The 23,881-nt window shown below is 59.1% G+C and carries 28 protein-coding genes; 14 read left to right on the top strand and 14 right to left on the bottom strand.

Going from position 1 to position 23,881, the window contains the following annotated elements; genetic code table 11:
- The 6 genes from ACFE0K_RS14570 to pilG all read right to left on the bottom strand — a co-directional run.
- A partial coding sequence (locus ACFE0K_RS14570) for an Hpt domain-containing protein (RefSeq protein WP_434536746.1) occupies positions 1-874 on the bottom strand: 874 nt, incomplete at its 3' end.
- Positions 875-938: 64 nt separating this feature from the next.
- Entirely contained in the window at positions 939-1,817 is an 879-nt protein-coding gene (locus tag ACFE0K_RS14565) for a CheR family methyltransferase (protein WP_434536745.1), read from the bottom strand.
- Positions 1,818-1,848: 31 nt separating this feature from the next.
- Positions 1,849-3,873, bottom strand: a complete 2,025-nt coding sequence (locus tag ACFE0K_RS14560; RefSeq protein WP_434536744.1) for a methyl-accepting chemotaxis protein — start codon at positions 3,871-3,873, stop codon at positions 1,849-1,851.
- 59 nt (positions 3,874-3,932) lie between these two features.
- Positions 3,933-4,481, bottom strand: coding sequence for a chemotaxis protein CheW (locus ACFE0K_RS14555; RefSeq protein WP_290511741.1), 549 nt, complete (start codon positions 4,479-4,481; stop codon positions 3,933-3,935).
- A gap of 15 nt (positions 4,482-4,496) precedes the next feature.
- Positions 4,497-4,865, bottom strand: a complete 369-nt coding sequence (gene pilH / locus ACFE0K_RS14550) for a twitching motility response regulator PilH (RefSeq protein WP_035245814.1) — start codon at positions 4,863-4,865, stop codon at positions 4,497-4,499.
- Between the two features lie 32 nt (positions 4,866-4,897).
- Positions 4,898-5,281 carry a twitching motility response regulator PilG gene (gene pilG / locus ACFE0K_RS14545; RefSeq protein ID WP_007148837.1) on the bottom strand — a complete coding sequence of 128 codons (384 nt, stop codon included), beginning with the start codon at positions 5,279-5,281 and terminating at the stop codon, positions 4,898-4,900.
- A 244-nt stretch (positions 5,282-5,525) separates the two neighbouring features.
- Between pilG and gshB the strand changes: the two genes are divergently transcribed.
- From gshB to ruvX, 4 genes are all read left to right on the top strand, one after another.
- Positions 5,526-6,479 (top strand): glutathione synthase, encoded by a 954-nt coding sequence (gene gshB / locus ACFE0K_RS14540; RefSeq protein ID WP_434536743.1) that lies wholly within the window; start codon positions 5,526-5,528, stop codon positions 6,477-6,479.
- Between the two features lie 64 nt (positions 6,480-6,543).
- Positions 6,544-7,419 carry an energy transducer TonB gene (locus tag ACFE0K_RS14535; protein ID WP_434536742.1) on the top strand — a complete coding sequence of 292 codons (876 nt, stop codon included), beginning with the start codon at positions 6,544-6,546 and terminating at the stop codon, positions 7,417-7,419.
- 178 nt (positions 7,420-7,597) lie between these two features.
- On the top strand, positions 7,598-8,158 hold the full coding sequence (locus ACFE0K_RS14530) for a YqgE/AlgH family protein (protein WP_035245818.1): 561 nt from the start codon (positions 7,598-7,600) through the stop codon (positions 8,156-8,158).
- Between the two features lie 172 nt (positions 8,159-8,330).
- Positions 8,331-8,735, top strand: coding sequence for a Holliday junction resolvase RuvX (gene ruvX / locus ACFE0K_RS14525; RefSeq protein ID WP_434536741.1), 405 nt, complete (start codon positions 8,331-8,333; stop codon positions 8,733-8,735).
- 42 nt (positions 8,736-8,777) lie between these two features.
- Here ruvX and ACFE0K_RS14520 read toward each other — a convergent pair whose 3' ends face one another.
- Complete coding sequence (locus ACFE0K_RS14520; RefSeq protein ID WP_434536740.1) at positions 8,778-9,374, bottom strand: YceI family protein; 597 nt, start codon at positions 9,372-9,374, stop codon at positions 8,778-8,780.
- 25 nt (positions 9,375-9,399) lie between these two features.
- Positions 9,400-9,972 carry a cytochrome b gene (locus ACFE0K_RS14515; protein ID WP_434536739.1) on the bottom strand — a complete coding sequence of 191 codons (573 nt, stop codon included), beginning with the start codon at positions 9,970-9,972 and terminating at the stop codon, positions 9,400-9,402.
- Positions 9,973-10,230: 258 nt separating this feature from the next.
- Between ACFE0K_RS14515 and pyrR the strand changes: the two genes are divergently transcribed.
- The 3 genes from pyrR to ACFE0K_RS14500 are packed head-to-tail and all read left to right on the top strand — an operon-like array spanning position 10,231 to position 13,047.
- On the top strand, positions 10,231-10,758 hold the full coding sequence (gene pyrR, locus ACFE0K_RS14510) for a bifunctional pyr operon transcriptional regulator/uracil phosphoribosyltransferase PyrR (protein WP_434536738.1): 528 nt from the start codon (positions 10,231-10,233) through the stop codon (positions 10,756-10,758).
- Positions 10,759-10,760: 2 nt separating this feature from the next.
- Positions 10,761-11,774 (top strand): aspartate carbamoyltransferase catalytic subunit, encoded by a 1,014-nt coding sequence (locus ACFE0K_RS14505; protein ID WP_434536737.1) that lies wholly within the window; start codon positions 10,761-10,763, stop codon positions 11,772-11,774.
- Positions 11,743-13,047: a dihydroorotase gene (locus ACFE0K_RS14500; protein WP_434536736.1), complete on the top strand. Its 1,305-nt coding sequence runs from the start codon at positions 11,743-11,745 to the stop codon at positions 13,045-13,047. Before ACFE0K_RS14505 ends, ACFE0K_RS14500 begins: the two co-directional genes overlap by 32 nt.
- A gap of 148 nt (positions 13,048-13,195) precedes the next feature.
- Here the strand turns inward: ACFE0K_RS14500 and dsbG are convergent, their stop codons facing one another.
- From dsbG to ACFE0K_RS14475, 5 genes are all read right to left on the bottom strand, one after another.
- The gene (gene dsbG, locus ACFE0K_RS14495; protein WP_434536735.1) at positions 13,196-13,744 is read right to left on the bottom strand and encodes a thiol:disulfide interchange protein DsbG; all 549 of its coding nucleotides are present in this window, start codon (positions 13,742-13,744) and stop codon (positions 13,196-13,198) included.
- Complete coding sequence (locus tag ACFE0K_RS14490; RefSeq protein WP_434536734.1) at positions 13,741-14,550, bottom strand: TlpA family protein disulfide reductase; 810 nt, start codon at positions 14,548-14,550, stop codon at positions 13,741-13,743. The genes dsbG and ACFE0K_RS14490 overlap by 4 nt, the downstream gene beginning before the upstream one ends.
- A 37-nt stretch (positions 14,551-14,587) precedes the next feature.
- Positions 14,588-15,100, bottom strand: a complete 513-nt coding sequence (locus ACFE0K_RS14485; protein ID WP_434536733.1) for a DUF4136 domain-containing protein — start codon at positions 15,098-15,100, stop codon at positions 14,588-14,590.
- Positions 15,101-15,255: 155 nt separating this feature from the next.
- Positions 15,256-16,704, bottom strand: a complete 1,449-nt coding sequence (locus tag ACFE0K_RS14480; protein WP_434536732.1) for a hypothetical protein — start codon at positions 16,702-16,704, stop codon at positions 15,256-15,258.
- Positions 16,705-16,736: 32 nt separating this feature from the next.
- Positions 16,737-16,940 (bottom strand): hypothetical protein, encoded by a 204-nt coding sequence (locus tag ACFE0K_RS14475; protein ID WP_434536731.1) that lies wholly within the window; start codon positions 16,938-16,940, stop codon positions 16,737-16,739.
- A gap of 370 nt (positions 16,941-17,310) precedes the next feature.
- On the opposite strand from ACFE0K_RS14475, the gene ACFE0K_RS14470 reads away from it, so the two are divergent.
- The 5 genes from ACFE0K_RS14470 to ACFE0K_RS14450 all read left to right on the top strand — a co-directional run bounded on the left by ACFE0K_RS14470 (position 17,311) and on the right by ACFE0K_RS14450 (position 21,157).
- A complete protein-coding gene (locus ACFE0K_RS14470; protein ID WP_434536730.1) occupies positions 17,311-17,928 on the top strand; it encodes an Abi-alpha family protein in 618 nt (205 codons plus the stop codon).
- A 310-nt stretch (positions 17,929-18,238) separates the two neighbouring features.
- Positions 18,239-19,462, top strand: coding sequence for a DUF445 family protein (locus ACFE0K_RS14465; RefSeq protein WP_434536729.1), 1,224 nt, complete (start codon positions 18,239-18,241; stop codon positions 19,460-19,462).
- Positions 19,463-19,481: 19 nt separating this feature from the next.
- The gene (locus ACFE0K_RS14460; protein WP_434536728.1) at positions 19,482-19,688 is read left to right on the top strand and encodes a hypothetical protein; all 207 of its coding nucleotides are present in this window, start codon (positions 19,482-19,484) and stop codon (positions 19,686-19,688) included.
- A gap of 3 nt (positions 19,689-19,691) precedes the next feature.
- Positions 19,692-20,453: a hypothetical protein gene (locus ACFE0K_RS14455; protein WP_434536727.1), complete on the top strand. Its 762-nt coding sequence runs from the start codon at positions 19,692-19,694 to the stop codon at positions 20,451-20,453.
- Positions 20,453-21,157 (top strand): hypothetical protein, encoded by a 705-nt coding sequence (locus ACFE0K_RS14450; RefSeq protein ID WP_434536726.1) that lies wholly within the window; start codon positions 20,453-20,455, stop codon positions 21,155-21,157. The genes ACFE0K_RS14455 and ACFE0K_RS14450 overlap by 1 nt, the downstream gene beginning before the upstream one ends.
- Positions 21,158-21,249: 92 nt before the next feature.
- Here ACFE0K_RS14450 and ACFE0K_RS14445 read toward each other — a convergent pair whose 3' ends face one another.
- Positions 21,250-22,152, bottom strand: coding sequence for a LysR family transcriptional regulator (locus ACFE0K_RS14445; RefSeq protein ID WP_434536725.1), 903 nt, complete (start codon positions 22,150-22,152; stop codon positions 21,250-21,252).
- Positions 22,153-22,282: 130 nt separating this feature from the next.
- Here ACFE0K_RS14445 and ACFE0K_RS14440 point away from each other — a divergent pair, with 130 nt between their 5' ends.
- Together ACFE0K_RS14440 and ACFE0K_RS14435 are read left to right on the top strand one after the other, a co-directional pair.
- On the top strand, positions 22,283-22,873 hold the full coding sequence (locus tag ACFE0K_RS14440) for an FMN-dependent NADH-azoreductase (RefSeq protein ID WP_434536724.1): 591 nt from the start codon (positions 22,283-22,285) through the stop codon (positions 22,871-22,873).
- A 107-nt stretch (positions 22,874-22,980) separates the two neighbouring features.
- Positions 22,981-23,881, top strand: a 901-nt coding sequence (locus tag ACFE0K_RS14435; protein ID WP_434536723.1) for a glutathione S-transferase family protein, incomplete at its 3' end; no start/stop codon positions are given.

Here is a 23,881-nt window from a genome sequence, read left to right as displayed (position 1 = left end):
CCAGGCGGAAACGGGCTTTGACGTCGCGAATGCGCGGGCTGTCCGCCTCAGCCTTGGCCACGTAATAAAGCAGATTCTTGATCAGCTCGGTGGGAGCTGGCCGGTTCAGGCTGTCGGCGCCGTCGCTGACCAGTTCACGCAGGTTACGGTCCACATGACCGAGCATCAGCTTCACCGAGGTGCCCAGGGCAATGGCGTCTTCCGATAGCCCTTCCACCAGGGCGTTGCTGATGGTCCATAGCGGGGCCCGCGGGGCGTCGCCAGTGATCTGCTCAAGTTTGGTAAAGACCTTGGCCATGTAGCCCAGGTTTTCGCCCATGTTGTCGTTGCGCAGCACCCCGAGCAGGGCAATCTGGAACATCTGGCGGATTTTCTTGGCCAGTTGAATAAAACGCGGGTCGTGGAGCAGATCTTCGGGAATCTGACCGCGGCCGGTGGCGTCGGTCAGGTCCGGTTTGAACAGAGCGGTTTCCGACAACAACGGCTCGCCACGGGCGGCGCGCAGGTCGTTGAGTAGCGGCAGCAGCACCACCGGCAGGTCGCGACGGTTGCTGGCTACCCGGTCCAGATAGGGAGGCAGCTGCAGGATGGCCCGCATCAGGGTTTCCTGGCCGTCGGCCACATTGCCTACCCGGCTTTCCAGCAGGGCCTGGGCCAGCTTTTCCATTTCCTCGGCGAGCAGAGCAGCACCGTAGAACTCCACCATTTGCAGGGTGCCGTACACCTGGTGCAGATGGGCCTGGCAAAAACGCATGCGGGTGGCGTCGTCCGGGGTATCCACGAACGCTTCCAGTGCCTGCTGCGCCTGGTTCAGGGTTTCCTGGATCTCCCCGCGAACCCAGTCCAGAGCCAGATAGTCGTGACGGTCACTCATGACGTCTCCTGTCATACTCAAACCTGCCGTCACTGCGGGCAGGTTTTTTTATTATCTACAGCGCTTATCGACAGCGCCGGAAGGCCAGCGTATCGGCGAAATGTATGCGTTCCAGATCCGGATGTTGCCAGTCGGTCACTTCCCCGGGACCGAGCACCAGAATGCCACCGGGAGCGAGCCGTTCCGCCAGCCGGTTGACGATCTGGCGTTTCCGCCAGCGGCGGAAGTAGATCAGCATGTTCTGGCAGAAAATCAGATCCATGTCGTTCATTGGTGCGGTGCTCAGATCGAGCACGTTGAGCCGGGCAAAACAGATGCGTTCGCGTAATACTGGCGCCACGGCCAGGGTCTGTTCATTACCGCTGGGCTGAAAATATTTTTCCCGCAGTAGCGGGTCCACCTGCAGTACCCGGCGCGCCGGGTATTCCCCTTTGCGGGCCTTGGCCAGGGTGGGCAGGCTGATGTCGGTGGCGGTGATGCCGTAGAACAGTTTGCGGTCGCTGCCGTTGAGCTGCTCATTGATCATCATGGCGAGGGAATAGGCTTCCTCGCCGGTGGAGCACCCCACGCTCCACACATCCAGGCTGGCGCCGTCGGGCTGCTCGGCCTTGAAGCGCTGTACGAATTCCTCCACCAGGGCATAAGAGCTCGGGTGGCGGAAAAAGCTGGTTTCCTGCACGGTGAGTCGGTCTACCAGTACCGACCATTCCATGGCCCGGGATTCGGTGGAGCCCACCATTAGGTGTTCGTAATAGGTGTCGTAGTCCTCTATGCCCAGCTCGCGCATGCGAATGCTCAAGCTGGTTTCGAGGAAGGTCTTGCGCTCGTTGGACAGGGTCATGCCGGTGCGTTCTTCCAGCAGCGCCTGCCATAGCTGAAACTGCTCCGCATCCATGGCGGGCGTGCTTTTGATGGACCAGCGGTCTGTCACGGCAGCACCCATAGCATCACTCCTTTAACCGGCGCGAGCCGGATCAGGAGTGCTCCGGCAGGCGGAAGCCGGCAACAGAGTTACGCATCTCCTGCGCCATCTCGGCCAGGTTACCAATGGACCGTGCAGTCGCGGTGGTACCGGCGGAGGTCTGCGAGGTAATTTCCTGGATCACGTTCATGGTGTTGGAAATGTGACCCGCAGACGCTGCCTGCTGGCGTGCCGCGTTGGAAATGTTCTGGATCAGGTCCGCCAAGGTTTTCGATACGTTCTCAATTTCTTCCAGTGCCACACCAGCGTCCTGCGCCAGACGGGCCCCTTTTACCACCTCGGCGGTGGTGGCTTCCATGGAGATTACCGCCTCGTTGGTATCGGTCTGAATGGTTTTTACCAGGGTCTCGATCTGCTTGGTTGCCGCGGCGGAACGTTCCGCCAGGCGCTGTACTTCATCCGCTACCACCGCGAAGCCGCGGCCCGCTTCACCGGCCATGGACGCCTGAATGGCGGCGTTCAAGGCGAGGATGTTGGTCTGGTCGGCAATGTCGTTAATCAGCGATACGATGTCGCCAATTTCCTGGGAGGATTCACCCAGACGCTTGATCCGTTTGGAGGTTTCCTGAATCTGTTCGCGGATGGTATCCATGCCGTGGATGGTGGCCTGTACCACTTCTGCGCCCTTGTTGGCGATGGCTACCGCCCGTTCCGCTACCGCGGCGGATTCCGCGGCGTTGGCGGATACCTGGTCAATGGACACCGCCATTTCGTTCACAGCGGCAGACGCCCCGGCAATTTCCTGGGCCTGGTGCTCGGAGGCTTCGGCCAGATGCATCGCCGTGGACTGGGTTTCCTGGGCCGCCGAGGCCACCTGTACCGCCGAGTTGTTAATCGTTTGTACCAGGCTGCGCAGCTGGTCAATGGAGTAGTTGATGGAGTCGGCGATGGCACCGGTGAAGTCCTCGGTTACCGTCGCCTGTACGGTCAGGTCACCGTCCGCCAGGTCGCCCAGTTCGTCGAGCAGTCGCAGAATCGCGGCCTGGTTACGCTGGTTCTCGCTTTCCAGTTCGTTCTTCAGGGTTGCCGCCTGACGGTTACGCTGGGCCATGATCAGGAAGAACAGCAGCACCGCGATGGCAGCAGACAAGCCACCCAGGGTCACCGACGGGAAGAAGGTGTTGGTGGAGCCTTCAAACTGAGTGTTCAGGCTGCTGGATTCCTGCAGCAGATCCTGGGAACGACGGAAGATGGTGTCGGCCGCGTTACGTACCTGGAACAGTTCGGGAGCGGTTTCCAGGATTTCATCCACGGACTGGTTAACGAATTCGTCGAACAGGTCGGCAATCTCGGCCAGGTAATCCAGGGCATCCGGGTCGTTGACCTGGTCAATGCCCATGGCTTCGTCGCCTTCGATCATGCCGTTCATGACCCGGCCGAACAGGCTGGCATCACGGCCGAAGGCATCCGCCGCGATCACCGCGCCGTCACCACCTTCCAGCACTTTGGAAATGGAGCTGAGAATCCGTTCGGCCAGCAGGGACTGACGTTGGGCAAACGCGATCTGATCCGGCTCGGCGCCGGTGGCGACCAGGATGTCCACCACGCCTTCATATTCAGCCTGCAGGGAAGGAATGGTCTGGGCCAGGGTGTCTGCCACTTCGTGCAGATCCAGAACCGTGTCTTCCCCGCGCAGGATGATGCCCGCGTTGCTGTTTACCTCGGACCACAGGCTGCTCAGGCGTTCTTTCACCTGGGGATTGTCGACCGGCTCATCTTTAACGTCATCCCAGGCGGACTGGAAGCTCTGCTGGGATTTGGCCAGCAATTCGAAGGCGTCGGCGTTACCGGCGGCGGCTTCCAGGGAGTTTTTGGCGATCTGCTGGGAGATAACCCGCATATCAGAGGCCAGGGTAATGTTCTCCTGGGCCTGGTTCGCCGTGGTGGCGGAAAGCAGGAAATTCACCACCGCCAGGACGATAAAGACGGCAAGGCCGATGTACAGCGCGATATTCAGCGTGCTGCCTTCCGCGCCCCCCCGCAACTTGTCAAAGATTGCTCCCGAATTGAACTTCATAGTCTGGCTCCTGGCCTGGCGTTCGCTCTTCTTATGTACCCCAAATGCTTATATACAGCTCAGCCGGTGCGGGCGACCTGCATAAAGCGCGGATCCTCTGCCAGCCGGGTCAGGCTGAACACGGACCAGTACTCCCCGTCCCGCCGGTAGGCGCCGCGCACAAACGGTGTGACGCTGGCATCGCTGACCGGCAGTGATTCCACAAATTCATCAATGGGGAAATGTTGCATCCCCAGTACCTCGTCCACCGTCATGCCGGTGTACAGGTCATCCTGGTCCAGTACCAGCAACCGTCGGCGCTTTTCCTGGACCGGCGAACTCTTTTCCAGAAAGCCACTGAGATCCATCACGGTCATCAGTCGGCCCCGGACATTGGCTACGCCCTTCATCCAGCTACGTGCGCCGGGAATGCGGGTGTAGGCCGGCACCGAGAGGATTTCGGAAACCTCATCCAGCGGTGCCACGTATTTCTTGCCATCCATCACAAAGCCCACACCGCTCCAGTAGCTGACCGCGTCCTGCTGCATGGGCAGGTCTTTGGCCTGCTCTCGGCAGCGACGGTTGTAGTCGGCCAGTTGGATATAGGCGGCGGAAGCAGTTGCGCTCATCAGGGGCTCCGAATATCAGCCGTCGGCCAGCATGCGCTCGACGGTTTGCAGGAGCACATCCTCATCCACCGGTTTGGTCAGGTAGTCCTTGGCGCCCTGGCGTTTACCCCAGACACGGTCGGTTTCCTGATCCTTGGTGGTGACGATGACGATGGGAATGTGCGCGGTATCGGCGCCCTTGGTGAGCTGGCGGGTAGCCTGGAAGCCGTTAAGCCCAGGCATTACCACATCCATCAGTACCAGTTCGGGCAGCTCGGAGCGGGCCATGGCCACGCCATCGGCCCCGTTGGCGGCCTCGAGTACCTCGTGGCCGTGCTTTTCGAGAATCTCCCGCAACTTGTAGGTTTCGGTGGGAGAGTCATCCACAATCAGAATACGTGCCATCTTATCCTCTTCAGGCTCAGCGACGTTGTCGCTTAACCGTTGATATGCTGTCGAATCGCGCCGAGAAGCTCGTCCTTGGAAAACGGCTTGGTCAGATACTCGTCGGACCCCACTATCCGCCCCTTGGCCTTGTCAAAAAGGCCGTCCTTGGACGACAGCATGATCACCGGGGTGGCCTTGAAGGCACTGTTGTTCTTGATCAGGGCGCAGGTCTGATACCCGTCAAGACGCGGCATCATGATGTCGACGAAGATGATATTGGGTTTGCTGTCGGCGATTTTGGCCAAGGCATCGAAGCCATCGGTGGCGGTGATCACTTCACAACCTGCTTTCTTCAACAAGGTTTCCGCGGTGCGACGGATGGTTTTGGAATCGTCGATCACCATTACCTTGAGGTCTTGGAAATTGTCAGTCATGGAAACTGCCTTTAACCGTGAACCGTTGTTGGCCGCAACTTATTGTAATTTTTGGCCTTTCTAGTAATTCGATGGGCGGGGTGTGTAGCGATACAAGCCCAAGCGAAGTTTTTAACACAGATTCTACAATCAATCTATAAGACCCTATGAAACTTGAGAAAATGCCCCGCGCATCCCTGCATAGCGGTGGGCTGTCCGCGCTGCTAACATTGCCCGGCCTGTTCCCGATGTCTGTGGAGACCCCATGAGTCTGCGTATTGGTGTGGTGATGGATCCCATCGCCAAAATCAAACCCTGGAAAGACAGCACCTTCGCCATGCTTCTGGAAGCGCAACGACGTGGCTGGTCATTGCTCTACATGGAGCCGGCAGATCTGTATGTTCGCGATGGTCGCACCTTTGCGGCCACTCGGGCACTGTCCGTTACCGACAATAACGACGATTGGTACCGTCTGGCCGACGCCGTGAATTACGATCTGGCCGATCTGGATATTATCCTGATGCGCCAGGACCCGCCGTTCAACGCGGAATACATCTATGCCACCTATCTGCTGGAGAAGGTGGAACGGGAAGGGGTGCTGGTGGTGAACCGGCCCGGCAGTGTCCGCGACAGTAACGAAAAGCTGTTCGCCACCGACTTTCCGCACTGCTGTGCGCCGACCCTGGTATCCAGCCAGTCCGGACTATTGCGCGATTTTGTACAGGAGTTCGGTGACACTGTGATGAAGCCGCTGGACGGCATGGGCGGCAGTAATATCTTCCGGGTGCGCAAGGACAGCCCCAATATTTCGGTGGTGATCGAGGTGCTGACCCAGCACGGCAAGACGCCGATCATGGCCCAGCGCTTCGTGCCGGAGATCACCGAGGGTGACAAGCGCATCCTGATGATCAACGGCGAGCCGGTGCCCTATGCGCTGGCACGAATTCCCAAGGAGGGCGAGCTGCGCGGCAATCTGGCCGCCGGTGGTACCGGTCAGGGCCGGGAGCTGAGCGACCGGGACCGCTTGATCTGTGAGCAGGTGGGCCCCACGCTCAAGCGCAAGGGGCTGTATTTCGTGGGTCTGGACGTGATCGGTGATTACCTCACCGAGATCAACGTGACCAGCCCCACCTGCATCCGCGAGCTGGACGCGATCTTCGACATCAATATCGCCGGCCAGCTGTTCGATATGTTGCTGGAGTTGCGGCAGCCGTCATAGACGATGAGTACGGTCCGGGGCACACTCTCCGGCCGTTTAAAGGCAGTAACAAAAAGAAGAAACCATGGCAGCGAATTCACCCGTCAGCGCCTCGGACCGCCTCACCTTTACGGTGTTTCTGGCGCTGGCCTTCCACGGCATTCTCATCTTCGGGGTCAGCTTTGCCCCCGAGAAGCAGCGTGCCGCCCCGCATACCCTGGAAGTCACCCTGTCCCAGCATCGCAGTGATGACGAGCCGGATGAGGCGGACTTTATCGCCCAGAGCAACCAGCAGGGGTCCGGTGACCTGGCCGAAAAGCAGGAGCTGACCACTACCGAGCAGGTGGATTTCGCCGACAACAAGCTGGACAAGGTGCAGCTCAAGGAAAAGACCACCCGTGAGCGTCGTGACCGCCAGTCCCAGTTGCTGGTCATCACCACCGCCCGTACCAGCGATCAGCAAATCAAGGCGGACGAGCAGGAGAAAACCGATCCCAAACCGCTCAAGGTGGCCAAACAGGAGAACCTGCAGGACCTGAGCCGCGAGATCGCCAGCCTGCAGGCCCGTCTGGATGCCCAGAAACAGGCCTATGCCAAGCGCCCGCGTATCCGTCGCCTGACGTCGGTGTCCGCCAAGGCCCATTACGAAGCCCAGTACATCGATAGCTTCCGCCGCGAGGTGGAGGCCATGGGCACCCGCAACTTCCCGTCCCGGGCACTGAACAGCAATACCTTCGGTGCGGTGCGTCTGGTAGTAGCGATCCAGAAGGATGGCCAGCTCAAGGAAGTGCGCCTGCTGAAATCCTCCGGCCACAAGTTCCTGGACCAGGCCGCCATCCAGAGCGTGCGCCTCGCGGCGCCCTTCGATGCCTTCACCGCAGAGATGCGCAAGAACATGGATGTGCTGGAAATCATCCGCACCTGGAAGTTCGACAAGAACCAGCGGGTATCGTCGAAGTAATAGCTGCAAGCCTCAAGCTACAAGCTGCAAGGCGCGGATTGGGGTGTTGCCAGCTTTAAACCAGTGCCCGCGCACCATTTTTGGTGAACGCGGGCATGGCATCAACGGCAGCCATCGGCATATCTCGCGTTGTAGCTTGAAGCTTGCAGCTCTCCTTCCCGCCCCGGATACTGTCCCCATGGACAATACGACCCTCAAACACCAGTTGCTGGTGGCCATGCCGCAGATGGCTGACCCCAACTTCGAACATTCCGTCACCTATATCGTCGAGTACAGCAGCGAGGGGGCCATGGGCCTGACCCTCAATCGCCCGGTGCAGATCAGCCTGGGCGATATTCTCAGCGACATGGATATCGAGATTGAAGTCCCGCCGTCCGAGCGTCACCGGGTGGTGGCAGGTGGACCGATTCAGCAAGAGGCGGGCTTTGTCCTGCATGCGGCGTCGACTCACTGGCAATCCAGCGTGCCGCTCAGCGATGGCCTGATGCTGACCACCAGCCGCGACATCCTGGAAGCCATTGCCATCGGCGAAGGGCCGGAACAATCGTTGATCTGCCTGGGCTATGCCGGCTGGGATGCCGGTCAACTGGAGCAGGAGCTGGTGGAAAACACCTGGCTCAGCACCCCGGCCAGCCGCGAACTGGTACTCGACACCCCCTTCGAACAAACCTGGCAAGCCGCCGCCGCGCGTATCGGCGTGGACATGAGTCTGATTGCGACGCAGGCGGGGCACAGTTGAAACCAGTTAATAGTGAATAGTTAACAGTGAACAGTTACGCGGAATGGATTGTGAGATTCTTCAATGACGTGCACCGCGCCCATCGCCTGTGCGCGGCTGCCGGCCTTGCAGAAACAGAAGTGCAAGACCGCGCAACTGTTCACTGTTCACTCTTAACTGTTCACTGCCCCTCATGATTCTCGCCTTCGACTACGGCACACAAAAAATCGGCGTGGCCAGCGGCAACAGTCTGCTGGGCACGGCCACGCCTCTGAAAGCCCTGCCCTGCAAGAACACGCAACCCAACTGGGATGACATTGCGGCCCTGCTCAAGGGATGGGAGCCGGAAGCCCTGGTGGTCGGCTTGCCGTTGAATATGGACGGTAGTGAAAGCGAATCCACGGCACGGGCGAAGAAATTTGCCAATCGTTTGAAGGGCCGTTTCGGTATGAAGGTGTGGCTGGTGGATGAGCGCTTGAGTACCCGTGAAGCCCGCGAGCGCACTGGCATTCGTCAGGCAGATAGCCGGGTGGATTCCATGGCGGCGGTGATTATTGCTGAAGGGTTTTTGAGTGAGGGTGGCGAAGCGCTGCCATAAAAAAACGCCAGCTTGACGCTGGCGTTTTTTGTTGTGAATGACTTACTGCCTTACCCCTTCCATGGAAATAATAATATCCACGGTTTCTGATGCCGGGCCCAGGTCGTAGGTGATGCCGAAGTCCGCCAGCTTCAGGGTGGTGGAGGCTTCCAGGCCCATGCGGTAGCCGCCCCACGGGTCATCGCCGTAGCCGAGTAGTTTGGCGTCCAGGGTTACCGGCTTGGTCACACCATGCAGAGTGAAATCACCGGTGATTTTTGCGGTTTTTTCGCCGGTCTTTTCAATCTTTGTGCTCTTGAAGGTGGCGGTCGGGTATTCGTCCACCTCGAGGAAGTCATCGCCGCGCAGGTGCTTGTCACGTTCGGCGTGGTTGCTGTCCAGGCTGGCAACCTGAATGGTGGCCTGCACGCTGCTGTTTTCCGGGTTGTCCGCATCTACGGTGAAGCTGCCGTCGAAATCGTTGAAGCGGCCGTACAGCCAGCTGTAGCCCAGGTGGGAAATCTTGAACATGACAAACTGGTGGGCGCCTTTTTTATCAAACGCATAGGTGCCGCCGGGTTTGTCGGCAAAGGCCATGCTGCTGAGCAGTAGTGCCAGGACGGGAAGGGTGATTTTCTTTGCTAGCGTCAACATAAGCATCGAACTCCGTTTGGATTAGAGGTTTTCAGGAAAGGTTGTCTGGGTCACGGGGCGCGATGCCCAATATGCGGCGCAAGGTGTCGTCCCGATCAAGTAAGTGGTGTTTGAGCGCGGCCAGGGCGTGCACGCCGGCGAGGACGATAATCGCCCAGGTGGCGATCTCGTGGATGTCTCCGGCGATATCTTCCAGGCCCTTCTGATCGCCGGTAATGGACGGCACCGCAAACCAGCTGAACACATCAATGGCGGACCCGTCGGCGCTGGTGATCAAGTAGCCGCTGATCATGGCGGTGAACAGCAGTAGATACAGGGCCCAGTGGGTCAGGTGGGCGCTGACTCTTTCCCAGGGTTTATGGGTAGGAAGCGCTTTCGGGGGTGGCGAAACAAGACGCCATAACAACCGGAAGGTCATTGCCAGGAACAACAGAATGCCCACACTGCGATGGAGATGCGGAGCACTACGGTACCAGTCGTCGTAGTAGGTCAGATCGACCATGTAAAGCCCCAGCGCAAACAGGCCGACCACCGTTATGGCCACCAGCCAATGCAGGGCGATGGTGATGATGCCGAAGCGTTGCGAGTCGTTGCGCAGTTGCATCCTTGTATCCTTCCCGATCTTCCTGATGATTGGAGCGCTGTCCGCTAGCCCGGTTCCGCTCTTTACAAAACTTACGGTGGCTGGCGATGTCTTTGCCATCCTCCCCTTAGCAGGATGTTACTGCCATCCCAAAAAACTGAACGGTTTGATCATCTGGCCTGAAGGTTTGTCGGGCCCCGGACTTTATTCTTTTCCCGGCAAGCGCCATGCTTGCAGGGCGAACCTCGGATATCGCCATACACAGAGCAGGAGAGCCCCTTGAGCTGGGACGAGCAACAACTACAGACACATCTGGAAACCATGGCCAGAGCCATCACCGAGCGATACGGTGATTCGTCGCCGTTGCTGGTGGGGATCGAGTCCGGCGGCGCCTGGGTGGCCCAGGCATTGAACGAGAAGCTGGCCAAGCCGCTGCCGATGGGTACCCTGAACCCGGCGTTCTACCGGGATGACTTCGATACCCGGGGTCTGAAAAGTACCGTGTCTCCCTCGAAGCTGCCCCTGGAGGTGGACGGCCAGCATATTCTGCTGGTGGACGATGTGCTGATGACGGGTCGAACCATCCGTGCCGCCATGAACGAACTGTTCGATTTTGGCCGCCCGGCGTCGATTGCCCTGGTGGTGTTATTCGATATAGGTCACCGGCAATTGCCAATTCGTGCCGATATCTGTGGTGAAACTTTGGCATTGCCCCCCCATCAGCGGGTAGAATTGCGCGGGCCCTCTCCGTTGGTTGCCGAGATTCGCAATCTGGTGGTTGAGGATGAAACAGAGACAAGGTCTTAAGAATGACGCCGACGCTTGCGCCATCCTCCCGCGTACAACTTACCGAAGACGGTAAGCTTCGCCATTTTCTGACTACCGAGCACCTGCCCCGCTCTCTACTGGAAGATATTCTGGACACCGCCGCCAGCTTTGTTGACGTGGGTGGCCGGTCGATCAAGAAGGTGCCGCTGCTGCGTGGCAAGACAGTGGTCAACCTGTTCTTCGAATCCAGCACCCGTACCCGCAGTACCTTCGAGCTGGCCGCACAGCGCCTGAGCGCCGACGTGCTCAACCTGGATATCGCCAAATCCGCCACCAGCAAGGGTGAAACCCTGCTCGATACCCTGCGCAACCTGGAAGCCATGGCGGCGGACATGTTCGTGGTGCGTCATCAGGATTCCGGCGCCCCCTTCTTCATCGCCAACGAAGTGACCCCCAATGTGGCGGTGATCAATGCCGGTGACGGGCGCCATGCCCACCCCACCCAGGCCATGCTCGACATGTACACCATCCGCCACTACAAGGGTGGCTTCGAGGGCCTGAAAGTGGCTATCGTCGGTGACATCCTGCACTCGCGGGTGGCGCGCTCCCAGATCCATGCCCTGAATATCCTCGGTGCCGATGAAGTGCGTTTGATCGGCCCGAAAACCCTGTTGCCGGTAGACGCAGAATCCCTGGGCGCGACGGTGTTCACCGACATGGCCCAGGGCCTGAAAGACGTGGATGTGGTGATCATGCTGCGCCTGCAGAAGGAGCGCATGGATTCCGCCCTGCTGCCCAGCGAGGGCGAGTTCTTCCGACTTTACGGGCTCAACAACGAAAAACTGCAGCTGGCCAAACCGGATGCCATTGTCATGCATCCCGGGCCCATCAACCGCGGCGTCGAAATCGCCTCGGAAGTGGCCGATGGCCCCCGTTCGGTGATTCTCAACCAGGTGACCTTCGGTATCGCGGTGCGCATGGCGGTCATGTCCATGGCCATCAGCGGCCAGGAAAGCAGCGCCCATGGCCGCACGGGAGGTGAGCGTGGCCAGTAAGAAAGCCAATATCCTGATTCGCAAGGGGCGGGTTATCGACCCGGCCAGTGGCCGTGATGAAGTCGCCGACCTGTTGATCGAAAACGGCCGCCTGGTGCGTATTGGCGCCAGCCTGGATGCACCGGGTGCCGATATCGTGGACGCCGAGGGTCACTGGGTATTGCCCGGGCTGGTGGACGCCTGTGTGCATCTGTCCCTGCCGGGGAGTGGTCGCAGCGGTGATATCGCCAGCGAAACCCGCGCCGCTGCCGCCGGTGGCATCACCCATCTGGTGGCCCAGCCGGACTGCGGCCCGGTGGATTCCACCGCCGTGGTACGACTGATTCGCGAACAGGCCGGCCAGGCCGGCTTTGCTCGTATCATGCCCATTGCCGCCATGACCCAGGGGCTGGCCGGCGATCAGCTGGCGGAGATGTCCACCCTGGCCAGAGCGGGCTGTATTGCGGTGGGTAATGCGGGCCGCAAGGTGGCCAGTGCCCTGGTGCTCAAGCGTTCCCTGGAATACGCCTCCACCTTTGATTTGCCGGTGATGTTCCGACCTCAGGATTCGGCGTTGAGCGCCGGTGGCTGTGCCCACGAAGGCGCAGTGGCTACCCGCCTGGGGCTGCCGGGCATTCCGGCGGTGGCCGAAAGCGTAGACCTGTCCCGGGACCTGTTGCTGGTGGAAGCCACCGGGGTGCGTGCCCATTTTCAGCAGATTTCCAGCGTCGACTCCCTGCGTCTGCTGCGCGCGGCCAAGCGTCGCGGCTTGCCGGTGACGGCGGATGTGAGTATCCAGCACCTGCTGCTGGATGAGTCAGCCCTGGAAGGGTTCAACAGCCACTGTCATGTGATTCCGCCCCTGCGCAGTGCGTCGGATCGCGAGGCCCTGCTGGAGGCGGTGGCCGATGGCACCATCGACGCCATCTGCTCCCAGCACACGCCTATCGGTTCCTCCAGCAAGGCGGCCCCCTTCCCGGCCACCAAGCCGGGTATGGCCGGGCTGGACACCTTGCTTGGCCTGGTGCTGCAACTGGTGAACGACGGCAAGCTGGAACTGCCCCGTGCCCTGGATGCCATCACCGCCGCCCCGGCCCGCTGCCTGGGACTTCAGGCCGGCCAACTGGAAACCGGCCGCCCGGCCAGCCTCTGCGTGCTGGATGCCGGCGCCGATAAAGACTACGCCGAACACTGGCTGTCCGCCGGCAACAACTCCCCCTGGCGGCGTGCGGTGCTCAAGGGCAGCGTTAAGTTGACTGTGTGTCAGGGGAAGGTGAGTTGGCTGACGGATTGATGCAGTGAACAGTTAACAGTGAATAGTTAACAGTTCGCGGGATGGGTTCTTTGTTCCTTTAACGCAAGAGGCCGCGCTCGGAGTTCGGGCGCGGCCTCTTGCGTTTCAGTTCCCAGAGTGGGGATGAATGCGAGCTGTTCACTGTTAACTATTCACTAATTTGAAACACCTCCGCCCGCAACGCCTCCTCCCCAATGACCCCTGGTGCCAGCCGCCAGCGCCCTTGTGAATCTTCAAACACCAGTGCCGGTGTGCCCTGCAGGCCCAGGCCGATCATCAGGGCGGTGTTGTTGTGGATCTGGCTGCGGATGGCGCCGGGGACCCGCTCCAGCGGGCGGATGCCGCCGTCGTCAAAGTGGCCTTCGTGTTCAGCCAGTGCCGCTGCCGGGTCGGGGGCGGCGAGGATGGCGCCGCCCTGGGTGAAGCTGCGTTTGGGGTGGATCATACCGACGATGATATGGCGGACCTGCAGGGTATTGTCCGGATCGTTGACCAGTGGCTGCATGTTTTCCCAGAGCACGGCGCAGTAGGGGCAGGCCATGTCGGTGAACACATAGGCCACCCGTTGTGGGTCTTCGGCCCCTTCGGCCACCCAGCTGCTGCTTTCCAGGCGTGCCAGCAGGCTGTCCATGTCCGCTTGTTCGCCCACAGCGGACAGCGGTAGCAGCATGGTGAGCAGCAAGGCGAGCATTCTCATGGGCGAGGATCATCCAGGTGAGTGGTAAGGAAGTGATGCAGACTGGCCCGGGACAGAGGGCCGAAGTGGCGGGCCAGTTCGTTGCCCTTGCCATCAAATAGCAGCGTCAGCGGCAGGCCACCATTGCCGGCATGGTGGCCCAGTGCCATCTGCGGGTCCAGCAGCGGCAGGTCAAAATGCAGGTCGGCCTGAATCAGGTAATCCCGTACCACCTGGGCGGTTTCCCCCTGATTGGCCACCACGAAGCGGACGTTGGGGTAGCGCGACTGCGCGTTGGCCAGCACCGGCATTTCCCGCCGGCAAGGTGGGCACCAAGTGGCCCAGAGATTGATCAGGGTCGGCCCCTGTGTCACGTACTTGATCGGTACAGGCGTGCCCTGCAGGTTTTCCAGGGTGATGTCCGGCATGGGGACCGGGTCGGGTGTCATGGCCTGCAGGGCGGTCAGGGAAATACCCAGGGCCAGGAAGGCCGCGGCGGTGCTGGAAAGTAATGCCAGGCGCAGAGCCGGTCGACGCCATAGACAGATGGCAGCCACAGGCAGCGCTGCCAGGGCTCCGGGCCACCACCAGCCGCCATCGCGAATATCCAGCATGGCCAACAGGCCGGAATACTGGTCGGGATACCGCAACACAAAGGCCAGACGGGCGCCGACCAGGGCTGACAGGGTGATCAGCCACAACCACTTTTCTACGGGCTTACCGCGCCACTGCCACCAGAGGCTGGCCAGTACGGCGGCGGAAAAGGTAATCAGGGCAACAACAGTGCCCGCTGGCAGCGCCAGCGGGCCGATCAGAATGGCGTCCAAAGGGGGAGGTCCTTCTACCTGCGGTATGGTCGTCCGGTCAGCCGGGATAGCGCTGGAACATCTCATCCACCGCCTTCTGGATGTGTTCGTTGCGCCGTTCGCTGCGCATGTCGTCGTAGAGGTGGTCGCGACTGGTGGCCTGCCAGACCACATTGTTGGTGGCCGGATCGATCATCTGCACCACCAGTTTGTATTCCTCGGTGATATCGCCTTCCACCGGAGTGGTGGTGCCTATGCCCACATTGTTGCGGCTGAAGCCAAAACCGAACTGCACCACGGAGCCGTCGTAGCGCTGTTCACGCTTGAAGAAATGTTTGACGTGCACGTCGGCTTGCCCGGTGGTGCTGGCGGCAAGCCCCTTTTCAGCAAGGGCGGCTTTCAGGGCAGCGCGGGCCCGTTGGTCGTCCAGCTCTCTGGGCTGGTCTTCGTTCTGTTCCACGAAGGCGTAGCTGCGGTACTGGTTAAGGCTGGCGCCTTCCTGGCTGTCGATGACCACCGGGCTGACGCAGGCGCCAAGGAACAGACAGAGTGAAAGGAAAAACCAGCGCATGATTCTTCTCCCGGTTGCAATGAATGTCCCCCAGTATCACAGGGGAACGGCACGATACCGTGAAATATTGACCCCGGCGGAGATTTGCCGGGGCCAGGGAGTCATTCAGAGGCTCCTAACGGGTATGACCGTTTCGCGGGCGAAGGGTTCAGTGGTCAGGCCGGCAGGGCCTGTTCCAGTCGCGACCACAGGCCGGTTTCGTTGGCTGCCTCGCGGAAGGCTTGCTGGTCCTGGGGGGTCTGTCGCTGGTAGATGCGGCCGATGTCGCGGAGCATGTCCGGGGCATCCACCACGCTGACGGCGGTGGCAATGGCGTTCCAGCCGTCGCGGGTATCGCGGGCGGCATCCAGAAACGCCTGTAACAGATCGCCGCCGTCGCGCAGGCTGATTTCCACCACGGTCTGCAGACCTTCACGATGAAAGCGGCGGGCGAAATCCAGCAGCAAGTCGGTCTTGCCAAGTTTGGCCGCGTTACGCATCAGGGCTTCAATCACTGAGGAATTATGGGTGCTTGGCAGCCTTGCCAGCATGTTGCGTTCGTCGTCACCGAGGAATTGAGCCAGGTCCAGAATGAGGTCCCATTGTCCGCTCTGATGGGCAGCCTGCACCACGGCTTCCGCCACCTCTTCGCCCTGGCGCAGGGCGGTATGGGCGACCACTTCCCGATAGTCACGCTGCATGGCCTTGACCAGCGGCAGGGTCTCTTCCAGCAGATTCTTGCTGACAGCGGCATTCACCAGTTCGGTGATCACGGTGCTGTTGCGCAGGGAAGGCAGGTTGACGATCTTGCGGTGGTAACGGGGATTGATTACGGACAGCGCGCGCAGCACCGGCCCCCACAATTGCTGGCGGTGGGCCACATCGACCAGGGAGTCCAGGGTGCGTTCGTCCTGCTCGGCCATGATATTGCCCAGCCGGCTTTTCAATTCTCCTTCCACATGGTCTATCACCCAAATGGCCTTGGGCCACAGATCAACATTTTCGGTGCCGGAACGCACGATGCTGGCCAGCCGGCTGTTATCGATCATGCGGATCACATTGCTGAGCTGGGTGGTGTTTTCCATGTAGAAGGCAATGGTCAGCAGCGCGCCATCATCCTTTACCGCATTGACCACTTCACGAATAGAGGGGGCGGAAAGGGCGTCGGCAAAACGGCCCAATAACAGGAATTGTTTTTCCTGAATTTGTTTCAGTGCTACTTCGCGGATCACTTCCGCAGGGAGCCGTCGAATGATTTCGCGAATCTTGCGCGGGTCTGCCTGGGCGGCTATCTCGCCGAGAAAATCCGGGGTCAGCCGTCGGGCTACCTTTACCGCGAAGTAGGGGTCCATTTCGCCGACAAGACGGGCGGCCATTTTGGCGCCGATGGCATAAGCCAGTTTTGCCAGTTGCTTGATGGAGAGCCAGCGGGTCCAGCTTGCCAGGTGCTGAAACCCTTTGCGGTGCTGGTCATACATTTCTTGTTCGATGTGCTCGCGCAACTCACGCAGGTTGCTGGCGCCGGTATCGACCAGGGCCTGCCAGGTGGTGTCGTCGAGGGTCAGGTACTGGGCGAGCTTTTCCAGCTCGATCTGTATTTCCAGGTTCGGTGTCAGGTCGTTCATGGTGGCATCCTTGGTGCGGGAAGAAAGCGAATCTAGCGAAGGGCACTGCGAGCAATGCTGCGCAGCCATAAAGGTAGAGCCTGGATGCCGCTATCTATGGCTTTCTCCAGGCGAGTCTTCTCGCTTTCCAGGTAGTCATCCACCGCACGGTCAAGATCCCGGCTAACCGGTTCCGGCAAGTAGGAAAGAAACCCTACCCGCTGATGCAAACGTTCAATGGCGTCCTTGTTATTCATGATCGATCCTGTTTTAGGTGTGCCGTTATGAGGTGTGCCCGAATCGTAAAATTGCAGCTGAAGAATCGATTCGGGAAAGCACCGTCATTGCACTGTACCAAACGAGAGCAAACAGAAAGTACACATAACATTAAGCGACTGTGGCATTTTTGTATCGACATTCTTGCCAGGATTGTTGACCCCCCCAAACAGTGATACTTAATGATCCTGTAAAAGACGGAATCGATAGCTTCGCAGAACCGAAGCTGCCACGGAGGCGATGTTGGCTGAACAAAAAGTACAGAAAAGAAAGCCGGCCACAACACCCTGGGCCGGGCGTCTTGTCCGGCAAATGCGACAGGCTGTGGCGCGGGCACCAGGGGGGCACTATGTGCTCGACCAGGCGCGAGCCGTCGAGGATGTATTGTTCGAGGATCTGCAGTTGCGGCTGGGTGGCATGGACAGCCAGCACTACCTGCCGGGGCCGGTGGAGACATCATCCGGTGAAGGGGGTGGGCGCGATAAATCCTTGCAGTCACGGTTTGCTGCGCTTGCCGACCAGTCTCTGGAACAGACACCAGACAGCGCCATGACCAGGGTTTATGGGCGTATCGTCAACCAGTTGCTACCCGACGAAGTGAGGATACTTACGGCCCTGTCGGATGGCTCTGATATTGCTATCAGTCATTTGCTGGCACGCGGTGGTCGTTTCAAAAACAGCGAGCACCGGGTGATGGCATTCCTGAGCCGTGTGGGTAATGAAAGTGGTGTCATGCTGGCGGATGCGGTGCCCCATTATCTGGCGCATTTATTTGCGCTGGGTCTGCTGGATGGTGGCCCAGAGGACAGTGCCCAGACAGCAAAATACGAAGCCATCGAGAACGGTTCGGAGGTGCGCGCCGCCTGTGAACAGATGCGTAAAGAATCCCGGCTTCGGCCAGTCTTTATTCGCGAAACCGCACACCTTTCAGCTTTCGGCAAGGCATTCTGGACGGCCTGTTCCGGATAACAACCTGTACTGAAGGGGTAAGGAGTCTCTGAACAACTCCTTGCGTGCTCAGTCTTTCAGGCTGGCTCGCAATCTAGGCGCAATGTTGAAGGTGTGTGTCCACCCATCGAGACATTGCAACAACGAGTGCGGGTCAGCCTGTAAGACCCAGAGGGCGTGTCCTGAAGGGCACATCTGCTGCGCTTTGTCGCTAGGAAAGGGAACCACCCTGTCCGTCGCAACAAAACACAACAGCTGCACCCTTCAGGACACGCTGAGTACACAAGGAGTTGTTCAGAGACTCCTCAAGAAGAACGAAAAGCGAGGCCACATGGAAGCGTATATTAACGAGTTTGCCGATAACATCTGGCTGTATTTATCCATGCCATTGATCAGCGCCGTGGTGGGTTATGCCACCAATGTGATTGCGATCAAGATGATGTTCTATCCGGTGGAGTTTTTTGGCAAACCCCCTCTTCTGGGCTGGCAGGGCATCATTCCTCGCCGGGCTGCCAAGATGGCTGCCATCTCTGTAGACACCATTACCACCTACCTGATTACCCAGGAAGAAATTTTTGACCGCCTTGATCCGGAACGGATTGCCAGTGAGCTGGAACCGCCCCTTAACGGCATGATCGAAGACGTGGTGGATTCCATCATGGGTCAGCATGAGCCCGGGTTGTGGGAATCCATGCCGGAAATGGTGAAGAAGCAGGTCTATAAACGGGTCAAGAAAGAAGCCCCGGGTCTTATTTCCGACATCATGAAACAGATCAAGATCAACATTGCACAGATGTATGATCTCAAGGACATGGTGATCACCAACCTGACCAAGGACAAGGATCTGCTTAACCGCATTTTCCAGGAAGTGGGTGCGGCGGAATTCAAGTTTATCGGTCGTTCCGGGCTCTACTTTGGCGGTATTTTCGGTACCTTCCAGATGATTACCTGGATTTTCTACAAGGGCTCCTGGTTGCTGCCGGTTTTCGGTCTGGCGGTGGGTTATGCCACCAACTGGATCGCCCTGCAAATGATCTTCAATCCCAAGGAATTGATGCGTTTGGGCCCGTTCAATGTGCAGGGCCTGTTCATGAAACGCCAGGATGAGGTGGCCCGCGATTACGGTCGTCTGGTGTCGTCCTATGTGCTGACACCGGCCAATATTATCGAGGGCATTCTCAAGGGGCCTTACTCGGACAAGGTGTTTGCCATGATCGGCAAGCACGTGCAGAAAGCGGTGGATGAGCAGACCAGCTTTGCCAAACCCTTTGTCACCTTTGCCGTGGGCACCCAGAACTATCGGGAAATGAAGGAATCCGCCGTAGCAGAACTGGTCAGCCGACTGCCGGACACGCTCAAGCATATTGAAAACTATGCCAACGATGCGCTGGATCTGGAAAACACCCTCTCCACTCGTTTGCAGAGTCTCAAACCGGAAGAGTTTGAAGGCATGTTGCGCCCGGCCTTCGAACAGGATGAATGGATTCTGATTGCAGTGGGGGCATTTCTTGGCTTCCTGGTCGGTGTATTCCAGTTGCTGGTGATGTTCTCTTGATGCTGTCCGGGAGTGGTGCATGTCTACGCTAATGGTGATCTGGATCCTGTTGTGTGCGCTTTGCTTCGGCGCCGGCCTGGTGTGGTCATGGCGGCGTGCGCGGCGACGTTTGCGCGTGCGTATGGAGCAGGCTGTGGATGAGGAAATTCGTCAGCAAATCAAACAGGAAGTGTTGCGCCATTTGCAGGATGGCCCGATCCCCGATAATAGCCAGGCGGAGCGCTGATCCATGCAGATTACCATTCGCAAATCGTTTGTGATCGGTGCTGGTGTACTGTTGATTATTGCTCTTGCTATTGGGGCCTATCTGGCCTGGTGGGTGTGGAAAAATCTGGGCGCGGAATTGTTGTTGCGCGATCAGCAGGCCAGTGTGGTGGTGCCCAAACCCATGTCTGTGGGTATCGATATTCTCGATGATCTGGACATCATGATCGACACGGTCATCGACACCTCGGTGCCGATTGACCAGACCCTGACTCTGCCCGTCAAGGAGACTCTGGACGTGCAGGTGGGCTTCGATAATGCGGTGCCCATCAAGATGAATGTGCCGCTGAAAGACACCATCAAGCTGGACCAGATTATTCCGGTGGACGGGGAGGTCCGTGCCCGGGTGTTGGGCAAGTGGATCACTGTGCCGATCAAGGGCGAGTTACCGGTGAAGGCGGATGTGCCGATTGATGTGACTGTGCCGGTGGATCAGCTGGTCAAACTGCAATTCAACGCCCCGGCCAAGGTGGACATTCTCGAAGACCTGTCAGTACCGCTGAAGGCGGATATCAAGACATCGATTCCCCTGAAGAGCGCCATGCAGGTGCCGGTGCGCTCCAGGCTACGTGCCAGCGCCACCATTCTGGAACCGGCGGATGCACTGATTGCCGAAATGGATTTGAAGTTGCCTCTGCGGGAAGTGGGGTTGTCATTCGGTGATGGTGATGACGCAACGGCGAGTGATGAGTCAGAGATAACGGCGTCAGACGGGGAGCAGCCCTGATGGGGCGCTGGATCCTGTGGGGCTGGGTGGCCCTGGCTGTGATCGTGGTGGGGCTGGTGTTGGGGTTTGTGCTCTACACCCGCATTGTTATCGGCATCGGCCTGAAGGAGCAGCATGCGCTGCTGCATTTGCCGGAAACCCTGATCGTGCAGACCCGCGCCGAGGAAGAGGCGGCCATCACCCTGCGGGGACGTGTAGAGGTGGGTGTTCCCTTCAAGCACGACGCCCTGCCGCTGCCATTGAAAGGCACCTACAAGGCCAATCTGGCCCTGGATACCATGGTGCCCCTGCGCATGACCATTGAGTATGAGGATGTGATTCCCATCGATACCACAGTGGCGATCAAAGGGGACACCAAACTGATTTCCAAATGGCTGCCGCGAATGCCCATAGAAGGGGAATTGCCCCTGACAATTGATGTGCCGGTGTCATTCAAGGTGCCGGTGGATACCCGGATCCGTTTCGTTTACGACGGCCCGGTGCAGGTGGGTTTCAACCAGACCATCCACCCGCCGGTGGATACCGTTCTGCATACCGCCATTAATCTCGATAAGGAGGTCAGTGCACCGATCACCAATGTGTTCGAGGCCCGAGTGGTGCCCGATAACCGGGCGCTGCCCATCATCCTCACCGACACTCGCCTGACCCTGCCATTGCAGGATCTGAAGGTCCGGCCCATGGCGTCGCGGGTGCAGGAAGAATAACTGAATTGATTTACCACAGAGGACACAGAGTTCACTGAGAAAGACCCTTGTTTAAAACTCAGTGGGCTCGGTGTTCTCTGTGGTGAAAACCATCAAGACACCGTCACCCCTGGGCAGGGAATCGCAGCGGCTTCGCGGATTCGTTCGCCCAGGTAGCGGGCGGCCTGGCCGGCATACTGGCCGTCCGCGTAGATCAAATGCAGGTCTATCAGCCGCTCCACGCCCTCCTTCAGAGGCAGCACCTTCAGCGCGCCGCTTTCCAGGCCATCGCCAATCTCTGATTCCGGCACCCAGGCAAACCCCAGCCCGCGGCGGATGGCGGCAATACGGGTGGAAGGGTGCGACACGGTCCAGCGTTGCTCGGCCCCCAGCCATCCGGAATCAATGCGGCGGCTGCCGGAATCGCGAATCACAATTTGCCGATGCTGGCGCAGATCCTCATGGGTGAGACTGTCCGCCTGATTGAGCGGATGGTCCGCCGCTGCCACGGCGACAAACCGTACCCGCATCAGCGGATCACCGAAGAAACCCGGCGGCACCCGTCCGCCGATGACCACATCGGCCTCCTTGCGCAGCAGAGCCTCATCGGAGCCGGACAGCACGGTCTCACTATACTCCACCCGGGTCAGCGGGCTGTGCTGGGCGAACGCATCCAGGGCCGACAGCATGCAATGTTGGGGGAACAGGGCGTCGGCGGCCACGCGCACCAGTGGTTCCCAGCCCTGGCTGAGCTGAATGGCGGCGCTTTCGATGCGGTTGGCCTCCTCCACCAGCACCTTGGCCTGGCGGTAGAGCATTTGCCCGGTCTCGGTGAGCCTGGCCCGCCGGCCCTCCAGGGCAAAGGCGCGCACTCCCAGTTCGGTTTCGATCTTCTGTACCGCGTAACTGATGGCGGACTGGCTCTTGTCCAGGGCCTCCGCGGCGCTGGCGTAACCGCCCTCGTCCACCACGGCGATCAGGGCTTGCCACTGGTCCAGGCTGATTTTGGCTGACATATCGAATTACCTGAGCTAAATGTGCAAATTTATCCCATTTTATATCGCATTTGCTGAATGCAGAATAGCCCCATGGTTAGCAAACAGCTGACAGCGTCTGTCGGCACAGTGATAACAAGGAGTTGGGGTCATGAATATTCTGGTCATCAAAAGCAGCGTTTTCGGCGATAACGGTAATTCTTCCACCCTGGTCAACGAGCAGGTAGAGCGCCTGAAGGCTCAGCATCCCGAGGCTAACGTGGTAGTGCGTGACCTGTCCGCCGAGCCGATTCCGCATCTGGACGGCGAGCGTGTCGGTGCCTTTTTTACCCCGGCGGATCAGCGCACTGACGATCAGCAGGCCGTGGAGGCCTTTTCCCAGACACTGATCGCCGAGCTGAAAGAGGCGGATCAGGTGGTACTTGGCCTGCCCATGTACAACTTCGGCATCCCCAGCCAGTTGAAGAGCTGGATTGACCATGTGGCCCGCGCCGGCATTACCTTCCGCTACACGGAAAATGGCCCGCAGGGGTTGCTGGAGGACAAGCCGGTCACCGTGGTTGCCGCCCGTGGCGGACTGTACGCCGGCACCGAGAACGATACGGTAACCCCATACATCAAGCTGTTCTTCGGCTTTGTCGGCATCACCGACGTGTCTTTCGTGTTTGCCGAAGGCCTGAACATGGGTGATGACGTCAAAGAGAAAGCCATGAGCGAAGCGCGGGTTGCGCTGGCGGGTTAATGAGATAGTAGCGAGTAATGAGTTGCGAGTGTCGAAAACCATGGCGGGGTTTTGCCTTTCTCTTCTTGTCACTCGCTCCTCGCAACGGTCAACGAAAGGAGACAATCATGGGACTGCTGGTCGACGGTAAATGGCAGGACAAATGGTACGACACCAAGAGCACCGGTGGGCGTTTCAAGCGTTCCGAGAGCCAGTTCCGCAACTGGGTGACTGCCGACGGTAGCGCCGGTCCCAGTGGCGATAGTGGCTTTCAGGCAGAAAGCGGCCGCTATCACCTGTATGTGTCCTATGCCTGCCCCTGGGCCCATCGCACCCTGATCGTGCGGGCGCTGAAAGGTCTTCAGGCGCATATCGGTGTATCCGTGGTGCATCCGCACATGCTGGAAAACGGCTGGGAACTGCGCGATGACTTTGACGGTGCCACCGGCGATCCGCTCTACGGTTTCAGCAAGCTCTACGAGTTGTACCTGAAGGCGGATGACAACTACACCGGCCGCGTTACCGTGCCGGTACTGTGGGACAAGCAGCGCGAAACTATCGTCAGCAATGAGTCCGCGGAAATCATCCGTATGCTCAACACCAGCTTTGACGAGCTGGGTGCGGCACCGGGGAATTTTTACCCCGAGGCCCTGCAGGCGGAGATTGATGCCATCAACGAGCGTGTCTACAACGACGTGAACAACGGTGTCTACAAGGCCGGTTTTGCCACTAGTCAGGACGCCTACGATGAGGCGGTGGTCACCCTGTTCGAGCAGCTGGATGCCCTGGAGCAGCGGCTTGGCGAACAGCGTTATCTGGTAGGCAACACCCTGACCGAAGCGGACCTGCGATTGTGGACCACCCTGGTGCGCTTTGATCCGGTGTACGTCACCCACTTCAAGTGTGACCGCAAGCGCATTGCGGACTACCCGAATCTGAACGGGTTTTTGAAAGAGATTTACCAGCTGCCCGGTGTGGCAGAGACAGTGAATATGGCGCACATCCGCCATCACTATTTCCGCAGTCATC

This window comes from Alcanivorax sp. (assembly GCF_051117345.1).
Taxonomy (GTDB): Bacteria; Pseudomonadota; Gammaproteobacteria; order Pseudomonadales; family Alcanivoracaceae; genus Alcanivorax.
Note: the sequence above shows the minus strand (reverse complement) of the source record. Positions and strands in the feature narration are given on the sequence as shown.